Source organism: Mycobacterium sp. FW102-FHT13B02 (assembly GCF_058790275.1).
Genome location: NZ_JBYTCM010000013.1, coordinates 1 through 14583 on the forward strand (window position 1 = coordinate 1; position 14583 = coordinate 14583).

Below are 14583 nucleotides of genomic sequence, written 5' to 3' on the forward strand. Positions count from 1 at the left end.
AGATCACCCATCCAATCTGATTGGGTGGCCTACTTTTCAGCCGTCGCGACTGGCCGGATTTTCAACCGTCGTTAACACGCGAATAGTTCGCCGAATCCCTTGATGTCCCCATGCGCAGCGAAGTGCCCTACTTCCACTGCTATGAAGACCGCTTCAGCAGTGAAGCGCATAACGCCGTCAGCACCAATTCCGGCGCCGGTGACGTGGATGGCACGGCCATTGCGTTCAGTAATACGCGCGGCGATCCTATGGGCATCATGCAGCGGAACAGGCTGCAAGTACTCGACGGTCAGCCTGCGTGTGACAGCCGGCGTTCCGGCGATCCACAACGTGAAGCCAAACAAGTCATCGCACGCGGCGGCGATGGCCCCGCCGTGGGCGAGACCTGGCGCGCCGACGTGCCGTTCATCGAATGTGACGTCCGCGTACACCTCCTCCCCTCGGCGGAAGACCGAAAGGTGCAGTCCATGCGGATTGTCTGGCCCACAGCCCATACACGTCGGAGTGTGCGACGGTAACCGCTGCACGTCCGGTGGATTCGAAATGCTCACAAAGACCTCTTCTCGTCACTGGTGGCAAGTACCACGATCGCTGGCGCTCGAACGCGGGCCGACTGCCCTGCTCGCTATCCCGAAGACGGGTAAGGGCACCACACCGATGGCGCCGAATCGGATTCCCTTGTCGCGCGACCGGGCACGAAAACTCCTCGTTACTTCCAGCAGAGACTCATCGACGTGTCTGGCGAACGCGAACGCCCGCCTCGAGACCTGCGAATCCTCACTAAGCCGGAAGCAACATGCTGTATTCAGCGTAGCCAGCAGCGACATCCACCAGTACTCACGAAAGTGCCGGAACGCTGGCTACCTGACAGTCAATTTTCATAGTCCGAGCAGCACAATCCGTACAGTTAGTTTCCCTACGCTACATTGAGTAGCATAGGGAATGCAATCGCTTTTCAACCGGGGCACCGACACAAAACCGCATCGAGTTACGGCTCAGATTCGCCGCGCACGTCTGCACCGCGGTGTGTGACCGCATGGTCGCGATCGCGTCCGGGAACCCAATGAGCCCGCCGCAGCGCACGGTCAACACATCCTTGACCCTGCGGTTGGCCAAAGCGGCGGATACCGACACCTAGAAAAACGAAGCGCCTTCGTTCGGCTGAACCCAGATCACCCGAACGCGCTTGATCCCGGTCATATCGACGGCCACAGCGATGTGGCGCGGCCTTGGTGGCGTGTGGCCGCCGTCTTTGACCTTCACGATCATCGCGTCGAGCTAGATCACCGGATACGACGATTCCGGCGGTCGGCGCTGCCATGCCAGGACCCCATCGGAGACCTCTTCGACGATACTGGGGATCGTCTCTCGCGATGCCTGCGTCCCGATCGCCGAACCAAATCCGAAATCGGATGTCCCGCAAATTGATTCCGCACCGCATATAGAGAGATGGCCATGCCATCGAGCCTGCCTTAACCACGCTGGCCGATGGGTACCAGCATCGGGGGCAACGAACCGCTGCGGTCTCCCGGCACGTCCAAGAGTACCGGGCTGGCGTGGTGAGCACCGTCTTGAGTGGCCGCCGTTACAGCCCCTTGATCAGCTCGCCGTTCTCGTCCCCAAGGTGAGCAGGGAGTTCGGCGCCAGCCCACGTTGAAGGACGAGCTTGATCAACCTCGGCAGCAGCCCGCCATCACCGGTCAGCGCCATCGATCAGCGCCGGCAGTTCATGCACTGCCCCGAAGCACGAAGCGCGTCGGCCATCTCGACTGCAGGGCTGGCGGCAATCAGCGCAGCATCCATTGCCCTTTTATGTCGTCACGTCCTACGATCCTTCCGTTAAGAGGATTTACACAGTCCATCTGATGCGCCCACGGACCGCCCGCCATGCCGAGCGGGCTACTTCTTCGACTCAGTACGCGCCACACGCCCGACTCGTGGACGATGCGCGCCAACGACGCCGTGAACGAGACCCGTTCGAGGCGACCCTCGGGACAGAAGTGTCACCATCAAGACCACCGGAACTGTCATAAATGAGATGTGATCGGTCCCATGGTGAGGTGCTGTTGGCCGTCGCTCAGAATGACGATGAAGGCGTCGTTGTCGGTGCAGACGGATTCTGGTGTGTTGGTCTGCATGGTGACGGCGTGATCGGCACGGTGACGCGGTCCTCGTCGCGGTGACGGCTGATCGCGGGCACGGCAACGTCGGCCCCTGAGCGATTCAGTGGCCGGTCAGCCGGGTGGGGCCAGTAGGCGGCCGCGGGTGTACATGCCGATCAGGGTCCAGGGCGGGTCGGTGATGGAGTATCGGCGCCGGTCCCAGTAGGCGGCCGCGCAGAGCATGGTCAGAGCATGGCGGAGCATGTTGCCGTCGTAACGCAGTTCACTGAAAGTCTCACGGGCCACAAGCAGCAGACGGCGCACGCCGTCCTGGTAAATCCGTTCGAGGTGCGCGTTGGGCAGGCGGCGCAGCCAGCGCCGGACGGTGGATTCGGGCCGGTCGATAGCAGCGGCGACACGACGGTATCCGAGCCCATTTGCCTTGTGCAGCAACGCTGTTCCGATCACCGCGGTGGTGTCGGCGTGGCGGGGCTGCACCTCGGCGGGCATCGCGATGTGGGTGGATCGGCACGCGGTGCAGCGGGTTCGGCGAGGTCTGATGGTGATGGTTGCGTGGCCGTGGGAGCGGATGGTGCGGCGCCGTCCGTAGCCCCACGCAGCCAGTGGCCCGTGCGTGCAGCGGGGGCAGCGCAGTTCGCCGGCGGCGAGCAGTTGTTCGGCCAGTTCGGTGGTGCGGGCGACGATCACGGCGGACCCAGTCCATAGGTCATGACCTTTGCTTATCACGGCCGGCGTGCATAGGGGTCATTTGGTGTTGGGCGCCAGCAGGTTTGGCGATCGCGCCGTCACTGATCGTGCCGACCGGCCGGAACCGCATCGGGCCGAGGACCGAAGCCGGTGATGGACGGCCGACCGGCGGTGGGATCGATCGTCGGCACGTTGATGACGCAGACCACGCCTACGGTGTCAGAGCCTTATCGGCGATGAAGGGGACGCCGTGGTCGCCACACCGTGAGACGTTCAACAGGTGCCATCACTTGCGGGTCGAAATGCCGGGGGTGCGGGCAGAACTGCGCGACAAGGAGATTGGCGCTCGGCACTTCCCACCGCCGCGAACATCCAACGCGTAGGCTCCCAGTGTGCACGTCGACGTGATGACCGTTCCGCAGCCTTTGACTCAGATGGGCGCGCTTGCCCAGCGCACGCAGGCCGCCGGTTTCTCCGGCCTCCTGCTGACCGAGACCGGCCGGACCGCCTATATGAGCGCAGCGGTTGCATCCCAGGCTGCGCCCGGGCTCGAACTGTCGACCGGTGTCGCAGTAGCTTTCCCGCGAAGTCCCTTCATCACCGCGGCATCAGCGTGGGAACTGCAGGAAGCCACAGGAGGCAAATTCCGGCTCGGGATCGGCACCCAGGTACGCACGCACGTGGTGCGACGCTACGGCATGCCCTTCGAACAACCGGGACCACGGCTGCGCGACTACGTACGCGCCGTGAAAGCGTGCTTCGCCGCGTTCCGGACAGGCAAGCTCGACCATCACGGCGACTTCTACGACCTGGACTTCATCACCCCACAATGGAGCCCCGGCCCCATCGACGCACCCGATCCCAAAGTCGACATCGCCGCGGTGAATCCGTGGATGCTGCGCATGGCCGGCGAGGTCGCCGACGGCGTGCACATCCACCCACTCGGCGAGCCAGGCTACATCGCCCGCCACGTACTGCCCAATGTCGCCGCCGGGGCAGAGAAGGCGGGCCGCTCCCCCGCCGACATCGACACGATCATCCCGGCCATGACGATCGTCGGCGACACCGACGAGGAACGCCACCATGAACGCGAATTCGTGCGGGCGAGCATGAGCTTCTACGGCAGTACCCCGAACTATGCGTTCATCTGGGACGAGGCCGGTTTCGAGGGCACCACCGCGCGCCTGCGGGAGAAGCAGAAATCCGGCGACATGGCAGGCATGATGGCACAGATCACCGACGACCACATCGCCGCCTTCGCCACCGAATCCACCTGGGATGCCCTGGCGGACAAGCTCATTGCGAAATATGACGGCGTCGCCACCCGCATCGTGCTCTACAACGCCCTCGGCGGGTCAGACCGCTTCGAACGGTACGGCGAGATCGCGCGGCGGTTGTCGGCGGCCTTGCCCCAGTTTGACTGACATCAAAACAAACTCACGATCGCGCCCGGGGACTTCGTTTCCGCAATGAGATGCCTCTATGCATTCTCGAGATCGGCCGCATAGGTCATTACGACTACACGCACTGCCGCTTGAGTCAAGAAATCCTGTAGCTTTTGAACATCGGGTTAAGGGCGCACCGGAACAGTGCCATGGCCAGCCGCCTAGCGCTCAGAGCTATCGATTGTCTGACAGCGAGGGCCATGTGCTGCCGCTGCTCGCCAAGTTCGCGGATCAATCCGCGCTAGCGCCGAAGGCGCGGGCGCCACTGCCGCAGCTAGTCTGCCGCAATGCGACTACGGGTTTCGTAAACCCCACACCATCTTCGATACCCGTAGGAGCTCCCGAATCTGCCCGGCGCCGCAAGTGCACCACCGCGTCACGAATTCTCGTTTCGGCACCTCGCTCCTGGGCGGCTACACACTTCCCGACGGCTTCACGGCCGCCGACAGCGACTTGGGGGTATGTAGCAGATGCTGGGCGTAGTCGAGAAGCACACGATGGAGCAGTTCGTCGGGCACGTCGCGCAACCGCGCATCGGTTACAACGCCGGAAACTCCGCCGATGATCATCGATGTCCCGATATGGTGGGCGACGTCCGCGTCGGGGCCATCGAGCAGCGTGATGAGCTTCACGACGGCGTTCTCCAACTCGACATGCGTCTTCGCGAGCGTGCTCATGGCCGGGTCGTTCTGCACAATTGCGCTGAGGCCCCTATGGCGCACCGCCAGTTCGACAAAGCCGCTGACGGCGACTTCGCGCCGCGAATGGGGGTCGGGAAGCGCGTCGGCGATACGTATTACGCGAGCGATGTCCTCGAGTAACGGCTGTGCGACGGCCCTCACGATCTCGTCTTTGGTGTGAAAGTGGTAGTACACAGCGGCTTTGGTCACCTCAAGCCGGTCGGCAATCATCTGCAAGGTCGTGCCCTTGACACCGTACTCAGCGAATAATTCCAAAGCCGCCTGGACGATACGGTGGCGTACGAAGCCACGTGATGACGTCAAGTTTCCTCTGCCAACCTTTCGGGGAGTTTATGCGGGCTGCGTGCGCACTGGATGAATGATGCTACAGCGGCGGATGTGATGTCACTCACCTTCGGCTGGGGTTGCCCATCGTTAGCCATGGAAGCTAAATTAACCAGCCAGTTGGCAAGTTAGATTTGTCATCGCGGCTATAGCGCAGCGATCAGTCACGTTGGAGCCGATGTGCGCATCATTCAGACCATTTCGTTACGCCGGCATCGTCTGCTCGACATGTTGGTCGCCCCAAAGCGGCAGATCGCGGCCATCATCGGGGCGTACTTCCGGTGGCCATACATTGTTTGCATACCGCCCAAACGCCAGCAGTCGACCGGACGCGCACCTGCAGCTGATCAGTCTGCATCACGCCACGTCTAGACAGTAGGAGCGCAGAACACTGTGGCACTGTTTGCTTGGGGCCGACGATGAGAAAGTTCATGGGTCAAAGTGACGTCAAAATGACTTCGATGACACGCAAAGCGTTGAGCAACAATACTGCTGGAGATGCAGCGTCAGCCGAAAGTTTCCTTCACTCCGATGGCAGCATTATCATACCTGACGGGATCACGCTGACGTCGTTTTTGGAGCGCAACCGCGCGGCGATGGGTGATGAGCCGTCGTACCGGTTCATCGACTACGCGCAGAATCCCGATGGCGAGATCATCGAGCTCAGCTGGAACGGACTGTGGGCTCAGGTCAACGCCGTCGCCGCCCGGCTGCAGCAGGTGACCAAGCCCCGCGACCGGGTCGCGATCCTGGCGCCCCAAGGCGTCGACTATGTCGCGGCGTTCTTCGCGGCCGTGCACGCCGGAAACATCGCCGTCCCGCTGTTCGCGCCGGCGCTGGCGGGTCACACCGAGCGTCTGGCCGCGGTGCTCGCCGATGCCAAGCCGTCCGCGGTGCTGACCACGACCGCGGCCGCCGAAGCGGTACGCGCGTTCATCAAGACACTGCCCGCCGCTGAGCGCCCGCGGGTCATCGCGGTGGACGCCGTGCCCGACACCCTGGCCGCGATGCACGTCGATCCGGGCTCGCGCACCGACGACATCGCCTACTTGCAGTACACGTCGGGGTCGACGCGCACCCCCGCCGGTGTAGAGATCACGCACCGGAATGTGTGCACCAACGTCATTCAGATGATCTTGGCCGGCGGCCTGGACACCGACATCCGCAGCGTGAGCTGGCTGCCGCTCTACCACGACATGGGTCTGATCATGATCATGTTCCCCGCGCTGTGCGGTGGACAGATCAGCCTGATGGACCCGATGGCGTTCGTCCGGCGGCCCTACCGGTGGATCCGGCGCCTCGCCGACGAGGCCGCCCATGGCCGGACGTTCGCGGCCGCACCCAATTTCGCGTTCGAGTTGTGTGCCCAGCGGGGTCTGCCGCCCGCCGGCGAGCCCCTGGATTTGTCCAACGTGGTGACGCTGCTCAACGGCTCCGAGCCGGTGACGCTGCCGTCCATCGAGCAGTTCATGGAAGCGTTCGCGCCCTACGGGCTGCCCGAGACGGTCGTCAAGCCGTCGTACGGGATGGCTGAGGCGACGCTGTCGGTCGCCAGCATCGCGGCCGACGAAAAGCCGTGCGCCACATATCTGGACCGCGACGAACTCGCGGCGGGCCGCGCTGTGGTGGTGGGCCGTCATGCCGATGGCGCGGTACCGCACGTGTCGTGCGGGCGGGCCATCCCCGATCAGTGGGTGGCGATCGTGACCCCCGACGGCGACGAAGCCGCCGACGGCACCGTCGGTGAAATCTGGTTGCACGGCAACAACATCGGACAGGGTTACTTCGGCCGACCCGAGGAGTCCGAGCGGGTGTTCGGCAACAAGCTGCAGACCCGCCAGACGGTCAGCCACGCCGACGGCGCCGAGGACAACGCATTGTGGTTGGCCACAGGCGATCTGGGCGTTTACGTCCGTGACGAGCTGTTCGTCACCGGCCGGATCAAGGACCTGGTGATCGTCGACGGGCGCAACCACTACCCGCAGGACATCGAGGCGACGGTCAGCCGCGCCTCGTCGGCCGTGCGTTCCGGCTACGTGACAGCCTTTGCTACCCCTGGTGATTCAGGTGAACAGCTGGTCGTGGTCGCCGAACGTGCGGTGGGTGCCGGGCGTGCCGAATTGGAGCCCGTCGCCGAAGCCGTGCGGGCCGCGGTGTCGCGGCATCATCAGGTTCGCGTCGCCGAAGTGAGGCTGGTTGCGGCCGGGCGGATTCCGCGCACGACGTCGGGCAAGCTGGCCCGCACCGCGGCGCGGGCAGAGTTTCTGAACGGTCAATTCGACTGACGTCCTGCTGAAGAATGACAGCTCCTAGTCAGAGTTCAGCACCGCCCGAACCGATGAAACAGATAGATGGTGACGGATGACTACGGATGACTTCGCTCAGACCGAAGATTTCCATGGCTGGAATCGCTGTTGCAGAATTCAGCCTCGATCACGGACCGACCGCTACCCCTCCCACCGCAAATATGGTGGTACGCATCTGAGACACGAAACCCCGCCCCGGGAGTGCCCCCAGCCAGCGACGCACCTAGAGCGCGTAGAACTAGCCCATCAACCCGTGATCTGGCGCTCACCCTGGATGGGCAATCGCACGACGTTCGTCGTGAAGTACCTGAACGATCACTACCGAATACACCTACCTCGAGCGATCGCACGTGGAATCGTCGTCGAGTACCTTTACCTGGTCGCCGACCATTTCAGAATCGACCGCTACCGCGCACAACGATTCTTGACCGACGAAGCCTTGCGCGCGAGCGCTTTGGACATCCTGGGATCACCACGCCCTAATGTTCGAGCTTGGACTGATACAAATGAGGACGATGTCGTCGAAACGCACGCTCCCGGTAATTCTAGAGACTGATGGGCCTGGGGTTGACCCCTGATGGTGGACACCTAACTGGTGGGACTGCTGGTCCCGCGGGAAGGATGTCCGTATGTCGGGCAAGCGCAAGAAGTACACCCCGGAGTTTCGGGAGCAGGCTGCCCGCCTGGTGATCGAGACGGGCCGCCCGATTGCGCACGTGGCCGTGGAGATCGGCGTCGGTGAACAACTGCTGGAGCGCTGGGTGCGCCTGGCCCAGCAACGCGCGAGCGGCACCGATACTGACGCGGTGCTCGATGCTGATGTGCGTGCCGAGTTGGAGCGGCTACGCAAAGAGAACGCTGAATTGCGTTTGGACCGTGAGCTTTTAAAAAACGCCGCGGCCTTCTTCGCCTCCGAACAGAACCGGTAGAGGCCTACCAGGGTATTGCCGCCGAGAAGGCCAACTACAGCATCGTACGGATGTGCCGACTCTTGGAGGTGTCCCGCTCGGGGTTCTACAAATGGCGCACCAACGCGGCCGCCGGACCTGGTGCGGCTGCGGTGCGCCGTGCCGGTCTGGATGCCGCGGTAGCGGCCGCTCACGAAGCCTCTGACGGGGTGTACGGGGCACCGCGGATACTGGCTGACCTACGTGAAAAAGGCCGCGCGGTGTCCCGCAAGACCGTGGCCGCCTCGCTGGCGCGCCAGGGCCTGGCCGTGATCAGCCCACGGTCGTTCGCGCCGGCGACCACGGTGGCGGATCTGGATGCACCACCGATCCCGGACCTGGTCAAACGTCGCTTCGATGCCGGTGCGATCAACCGGGTGTGGACCAGTGACATCACTTACCTGCGAACCGGCGAGGGCTGGCTGTATCTGTGCGCGGTGCGCGATGGGCATTCGCGGAGGATCATCGGCTGGGCCATTGAGGACCATCTGCACACCGATCTAGTGCAGGCCGCGGTCGCGATGGCCGTGGCCCGTGGGCAGTTACCCGGCAGGTGGTATTTCACGCTGACCGTGGCTGCCAATACACCAGCGCGCAGATGGCCCACCTGGCCCGAACCTAGATCTCGCTCGTTCAGTAGGGAGGACCGGGGTGTGCTGGGACAACGCCGCGGCTGAATCCTTTTGGGCCACATTGAAAGTCGAGTTCTATGACCGGTACTTGTGGCCGACCAAAGCGGCCGCTAAGCTCGCCGTCGGTAACTGGATCGAACGGGTCTACAACCGCCGCCGACGCCGTTCGGCATGATCACCCCGGTGGAATGCGAAAACCGGATCAATCAGACGGCACAAGCCGCCTGATCCTGTGTCCATCAAAAGGGGTCAAGCCCAGGCCCGGGGGTTCGTGCAGTCAGTTTGCTTGACTTTTGCTGACGACATCCACCGAGGAACCGGCCAGACCATCTGCTGCTACGGCGAATAGGAACCGATCGAGAGCTGCTAGCTAAACATAGGACATCACTGGTGCCGACTGCGCGCCCAAGCCTCCGAGCTACCTGGTAAACGACTCAACTCAAAGACCGCAACTCGTGTCGCAAGTGGCCAAGTCCCCCCTCGGACACAGTTTTCTTAGCTATATACAGCAAATACGCTCTACAGTTCGTTTTATGCATTTGCCGCATGGTTAACGCTGGCGACGAATGTCCTCGAATCCGTGTCGCAGATGGCCGAGTCGCCTTCTGGACACCCCCTCGGACACGTCCGGCGACACGGCTGAATCCAGCGGTCGCTGCGACCCGATTACCCCCGCAAGGTCATCATGGGCGCCTCGTTGACACTCGTGTCGACCTGGCCTTATAGCGAAACGTACCCTCACCGGTGATGACGCCCGCCGCGACGCACGGTCACAAAGCGAAACAATCCGCATACACGTACTATTAACTGTAAACAGTTTGTATGCGATCGGAGGTGTCGCCGGCCATGGAAGCACTAACCCCACGCACCGCACAGAAGGTCGGATTGTCGCGCGGCGCCTTCTACCGGGACGCACGCGAAGGCCGCCTCGACCGCATCGCACGAGGCATATATCTTCCCGCCGAGGCCCCAGCGATGGACTGGGATCTGATCGAAGCCTCAACGCGCCGACCTGACGCGACCATCTGCTTGACCTCCGCGCTGGCCCACTACGACCTCACCGACGAGATACCCGCCACCGTGGACGTCGCGATCCCGCGCGGCTCCCGCACACCGGCTGGCCGCGCTGCCATCACCTGGCATCACTTCGATGCGGCCACATTCGACATCGGACGCGACCAGATGACGATCCCCGGCTCGAATCAAACGATCGGGATCTACTCCCCCGAACGTTGCATCGCCGATGCGTTCCGCCTGCGTGGCTCGGTCGGCTACGAGCTCGCTCGTGATGCGCTGCGGCAGTGGCTGCGCGCAGGCGGCAAACCGGCACTGCTCATGGACATCGCCGCGCGCCTGCCGCGCGCGAAAACCCCGGTCCTGCAAGCACTAGAGATGTTGACGTGAGCCGCGGCGACGAGGTGTTCCGCCACATCCAGGGCACCGCACGGTCCGCCGCAGCACAGAGCGGAGCCGGTGCACCGACACAGGAATACCTGATACGGCACGTACTCGAATCGTTTCTGGACCGCCTCACCCGAACACCTCACGCCAAGGATTTTGTACTCAAAGGCGGAATCTTGTTGGCCGCCTATGGAGTTCGGCGTCCCACCAAAGACGCCGACGCCAATGCGATCCGTGCCGATGTCGATGCCGAGCACCTCATACAGGTGGTTCGTGACATCGCCGCAGTCACCATAGATGACGGACTGCAGTTCGATCTCGCCACGATCGCCGTCCAGGAGATCCGTGAACAGTCAGAGTATCCCGGTCTGCGCGTACGAATCGCCGCAACCGTTGGGCCGTGGAAAGGGGTAGCGGCGTGGGACGTGTCCACTGGTGATCCGATCGTCCCGCCACCACGGCACGTGACCATCGATCGGATCCTCGGCGAACCGATCACCCTCCTGGGATATGCACCGGAAACGACGATCGCCGAAAAGGGCGTGACCATCCTCGAACGCGGAATCACCAGTACCCGCTGGCGTGATTACGTCGACATCGTGCAACTCGCTCGCGCCGGCATCGATTCGGACGAACTGCTCCGCTCAGCGCGGGCGGTCGCCGTCCATCGCGGAGTAAATCTGGGACCCGTCGCACCGCGACTAGCCGGTTACGGCGCTGCCGCACAAGCGAAATGGGCGGCATGGCGCCGCAAGGAACACCTCGAATCAGCTTGCGAACAAAACCTCGACGACCAAATCGCTCTCGTTGCCGCCCACCTCGATCCAGTCTTTCGCCACGGACCCGAGTGAACCACCGGCATCTACCGGCGCAGGACCGGGTCCGTACCTAGCGGAGGGATATCAATGACGATCACTGGCGGCTGTGAGCGATTTCCCGGCGAGTTGGATGAACTGCGAGCTGACAACGCGCGCCTACGGCACTTACTTGAATTGACCGAGGAACAGGCCCGCGCCGCACGCAGCGACCAGGCCACCCTAACCGGTGCCCCGACGCCACCTGTCTGCATGGAGTCCAACCCCGCTGACAAGGTCAGGTTCTATTTCGACCTATTCCGTTGCCGCACCGATGTTTACGCCCAGCGATGGGAAAACCGCAAAGACGGCCGATCAGGCTGGATGCCGGCGATCGAAGGCTATTGGCGCAAAGGCATGAACCGTGCCGATGCCCCGTACCTGACATTGACCCCTGAGGTCGTGAGCTCACACCTCCGCGGTGACGTCCACATCGGTTTATATCCGCTGGGCGATGACGACACATGCTGGTGGGTAGCAGCAGACTTCGACAAAGAAGCGGCGATGCTCGACGCCCTCGCGTACACGAAAGCCGCTCGCTCCCATAATATTCCGGCAGCGCTGGAAGTGTCCCAGTCCGGCCGCGGCGCCCACGTGTGGATCTTTTTCGCGCACGCGACATCAGCCTCCGTCGCGCGCGGGATCGCCACCAGCCTGCTCGCCGAAGCCTTCCGGCTGCGCGGCAGCATGCGCCTGAGCAGCTACGACCGCTTGTTTCCTTCCCAGGACGTGCACACCGGCCGCGGAGTCGGCAACCTGATCGCGGCACCACTCAACGGCAAACGCCGCCAGCACGGCACCACCGTCTTCCTTGATCCGGCAACCCTTGAACCGTACGAGGACCAGTGGGCATATCTGTCGAGCATCGCGCGACTGTCCGCCAAAGAGACTGCTTCCCTTGCCCGCCAGCTGCCCAGCCCCCAGATCGGGCACAACGTTCGGCGGCTGCAACTGCCCACCTCATCGAAAATCGTCCCCGCGCCCCGCGGCGATCGTGCGAGCCGCGTTCGATTCACGAATCACCCTGACGTCCACCGACCTCGGCCCAGCCATGATTTCGGCTGTCAAACACGCCGCCTCCATCCGCAACCCCGAATTCGACGTACGGCAGCGAGCACGGCGAAGCACGTGGGATACCCCGCGCTACCTATATAGCTACGACGAAACCGCCGACGGCAACCTAACCCTGCCACGCGGCCTGCACCAACTGCTCAGCGACCTCGTCAGCTCAGCCGAGAGCACCCTCAAGATCGAGGACCACCGCGTCATCGGTGAGCACCACGAATTCACCTGCGCCACAACACTGCGCGAAACCCAGTCAGATGCTCTGAAGAAGCTCCTCAACCACGACACAGGCGTACTGATCGCACCCCCAGGAACCGGAAAGACGGTCATCGCCTGCGCGACAATCGAAGCACGTGCCACCTCAACGCTCGTTCTTGTCGACCGCAAAGCACTCGCTGACCAATGGCGAGACCGAATCCACCAACACCTCGACTTCAAATGCGGCCAGATCGGCGGCGGACGATCCAAGACCACCGGAGTTCTCGACATCGCACTACTGCCAACCCTGGCGCGTCGCAACAACATCTCCGAATTAGCGGCCGGATACGGCTTCATCATCGTCGACGAATGCCACCACGTCGCAGCAAGCGCCTTCTTCAACGTCCTCGGCCAGATTCCCGCCCGATTCTGGCTGGGCCTGACCGCGACTCCGGAACGGCGAGATGGACTCGAAGACCTGATCTACCACCAACTCGGTTCACACCACGTACAGATTGAAAGACCCACCGCAGGCCAACTGCCCACCGACAGCGCCGAACTGTCAACACCGCACCCGGTACTGCACCTCCATCCGACACAATTCCGCTACCTCGGCGACGCTGACCCACGAGAACCAGGCGGGATGGCCGACATCTACCGGACGCTGGTCGCCGATGAGCAACGGCACCTCAGTGCACTGGCATGGGATCACGATCCGCAACGACATGGACGGGGCCTCCCCCGTCACCCCGACCATCGAGGCCGGCAAAGAGTTCACCTACCGGTTCTCGGTACCGGATGCGGGCACCTACTGGGCCCATCCGCACACCGAACTCGACGCCGACTTCGGCATGTACGTGCCAGTGATCATCGATGACCCGCGCGAACCGGGCGCTTATGACGCCGAATGGATTGTCGTACTTGATGACTGGACTGACGGTGTCGGCAAGACACCCCAGCAGATTTTCGACACCCTGCACGCCGGTATGCCCGGCATGGGTGACATGCCAGGGATGTCGGGGATGGGGCCAATGCCCGGCATGGGCGGCGACCGCACCAACTCATTGTTGGGCGGGGACGCCGGGGACGTCAGCTACCCGTACTACCTGATCAACGGCCGCATCCCGGCGGCGCCGACCACGTTCAGCGCCAAGCCTGGTCAGCGGATCCGTATCCGCATCATCAACGCCGGCTCGGACACCGCCTTTCGGGTGGCCCTGGCCGGGCACACCATGACCGTCACCCACACCGACGGCTACCCCGTGCAACCGACCCAGGTCGACGCCCTGCTGCTGGGGATGGGCGAACGCGACGACGTGCTGGTCACCGCCGCCGACGGCATCTTCCCCCTGGTGGCGCTGGCCGAAGGGAAGAACGCGGTGGCACGGGCGCTGCTGGCCACCGGCGCGGGCACCGCACCGGATGCGGGTTTTCAACCGGCCGAGCTGACCAGACGCGTCGGTACCGTCGAGATGTTCACCGCCACACCACAAGCCGACCTCGGCAACGCGGCCGCCGATGTGAACCTTGCCGCGGTTCTGGCCGGGGACATGATGCACTCCAACTGGACCATCAACGGCGCACCGTTCGGCAAGAACGAACCGCTGCAGATCAGCCAGGGTCAACGCGCCGTGCTGACCTTCACCAACAACAACATGATGTGGCACCCCATGCACCTGCACGGCCACACCTTCCAGATTGTCAAACCCGATGGCAGCCACGGAGCACGCAAAGACACCGCGATCGTGCTACCCCGGCAAAAACTCGCAGTCGCACTCGTCGCCGACAACCCGGGTATCTGGATGCTGCACTGCCACAACACCTATCACCAAGCCGCCGGGATGATGACCAGCCTCAACTACCACCCGTAACCTCATCGCCGCCCCGGGCAGTGGTCACC

At 63.1% G+C, this 14583-nt stretch carries 11 protein-coding genes and 3 pseudogenes; 10 read left to right on the forward strand and 4 right to left on the reverse strand.

Annotation, left to right across the window (positions count from 1 at the left end):
* Positions 1-71 precede the first annotated feature (71 nt).
* The 3 genes and pseudogenes from AC3WTE_RS20655 to AC3WTE_RS20665 all read right to left on the reverse strand — a co-directional run bounded on the left by AC3WTE_RS20655 (position 72) and on the right by AC3WTE_RS20665 (position 2810).
* Positions 72-494: a PaaI family thioesterase gene (locus AC3WTE_RS20655; protein WP_492440707.1), complete on the reverse strand. Its 423-nt coding sequence runs from the start codon at positions 492-494 to the stop codon at positions 72-74.
* Between the two features lie 481 nt (positions 495-975).
* Positions 976-1764 (reverse strand): annotated as a pseudogene (locus AC3WTE_RS20660) (transposase); the annotation flags it as partial.
* Positions 1765-2234: 470 nt separating this feature from the next.
* Positions 2235-2810, reverse strand: a complete 576-nt coding sequence (locus AC3WTE_RS20665) for a DUF6431 domain-containing protein (protein WP_318985125.1) — start codon at positions 2808-2810, stop codon at positions 2235-2237.
* Between the two features lie 392 nt (positions 2811-3202).
* On the opposite strand from AC3WTE_RS20665, the gene AC3WTE_RS20670 reads away from it, so the two are divergent.
* The gene (locus tag AC3WTE_RS20670; protein ID WP_318985126.1) at positions 3203-4234 is read left to right on the forward strand and encodes a TIGR03617 family F420-dependent LLM class oxidoreductase; all 1032 of its coding nucleotides are present in this window, start codon (positions 3203-3205) and stop codon (positions 4232-4234) included.
* Positions 4235-4668: 434 nt separating this feature from the next.
* On the opposite strand, the gene AC3WTE_RS20675 is transcribed toward AC3WTE_RS20670, so the two are convergent.
* Positions 4669-5259 carry a TetR/AcrR family transcriptional regulator gene (locus AC3WTE_RS20675; protein ID WP_318985127.1) on the reverse strand — a complete coding sequence of 197 codons (591 nt, stop codon included), beginning with the start codon at positions 5257-5259 and terminating at the stop codon, positions 4669-4671.
* 482 nt (positions 5260-5741) lie between these two features.
* On the opposite strand from AC3WTE_RS20675, the gene AC3WTE_RS20680 reads away from it, so the two are divergent.
* The 9 genes and pseudogenes from AC3WTE_RS20680 to AC3WTE_RS20720 form a co-directional block, all read left to right on the forward strand.
* Positions 5742-7565 (forward strand): fatty acyl-AMP ligase, encoded by a 1824-nt coding sequence (locus AC3WTE_RS20680; protein ID WP_318985128.1) that lies wholly within the window; start codon positions 5742-5744, stop codon positions 7563-7565.
* A gap of 650 nt (positions 7566-8215) precedes the next feature.
* Positions 8216-8515, forward strand: a complete 300-nt coding sequence (locus tag AC3WTE_RS20685; RefSeq protein ID WP_413232335.1) for a transposase — start codon at positions 8216-8218, stop codon at positions 8513-8515.
* Between the two features lie 14 nt (positions 8516-8529).
* A complete protein-coding gene (locus AC3WTE_RS20690) occupies positions 8530-9210 on the forward strand; it encodes an IS3 family transposase (protein WP_413232339.1) in 681 nt (226 codons plus the stop codon).
* Positions 9185-9340: an integrase core domain-containing protein gene (locus tag AC3WTE_RS20695; RefSeq protein ID WP_413232336.1), complete on the forward strand. Its 156-nt coding sequence runs from the start codon at positions 9185-9187 to the stop codon at positions 9338-9340. Before AC3WTE_RS20690 ends, AC3WTE_RS20695 begins: the two co-directional genes overlap by 26 nt.
* Positions 9341-10011: 671 nt before the next feature.
* Positions 10012-10569, forward strand: a complete 558-nt coding sequence (locus AC3WTE_RS20700) for a type IV toxin-antitoxin system AbiEi family antitoxin domain-containing protein (protein WP_212814870.1) — start codon at positions 10012-10014, stop codon at positions 10567-10569.
* Positions 10566-11417: a nucleotidyl transferase AbiEii/AbiGii toxin family protein gene (locus tag AC3WTE_RS20705; protein WP_492440480.1), complete on the forward strand. Its 852-nt coding sequence runs from the start codon at positions 10566-10568 to the stop codon at positions 11415-11417. The genes AC3WTE_RS20700 and AC3WTE_RS20705 overlap by 4 nt, the downstream gene beginning before the upstream one ends.
* A 54-nt stretch (positions 11418-11471) precedes the next feature.
* Complete coding sequence (locus tag AC3WTE_RS20710; RefSeq protein ID WP_492440481.1) at positions 11472-12575, forward strand: TOTE conflict system archaeo-eukaryotic primase domain-containing protein; 1104 nt, start codon at positions 11472-11474, stop codon at positions 12573-12575.
* Positions 12472-13083: pseudogene (locus AC3WTE_RS20715) on the forward strand (DEAD/DEAH box helicase family protein); the annotation flags it as partial. The gene AC3WTE_RS20710 and the pseudogene AC3WTE_RS20715, both read left to right, overlap by 104 nt.
* Positions 13084-13357: 274 nt before the next feature.
* Positions 13358-14554 (forward strand): annotated as a pseudogene (locus AC3WTE_RS20720) (multicopper oxidase family protein); the annotation flags it as partial.
* Positions 14555-14583: the final 29 nt, after the last annotated feature.

Bases quoted from the DNA above. Each gene is read 5' to 3' on its own strand.
- AC3WTE_RS20655 (WP_492440707.1), bottom strand. From the start codon at position 494: ATGGGCTGTGGGCCAGACAATCCGCATGGACTGCACCTTTCGGTCTTC.
- AC3WTE_RS20710 (WP_492440481.1), top strand. From the start codon at position 11,472: ATGACGATCACTGGCGGCTGTGAGCGATTTCCCGGCGAGTTGGATGAA.
- AC3WTE_RS20680 (WP_318985128.1), top strand. From the start codon at position 5,742: ATGACACGCAAAGCGTTGAGCAACAATACTGCTGGAGATGCAGCGTCA.
- AC3WTE_RS20700 (WP_212814870.1), top strand. From the start codon at position 10,012: ATGGAAGCACTAACCCCACGCACCGCACAGAAGGTCGGATTGTCGCGC.
- AC3WTE_RS20685 (WP_413232335.1), top strand. From the start codon at position 8,216: ATGTCGGGCAAGCGCAAGAAGTACACCCCGGAGTTTCGGGAGCAGGCT.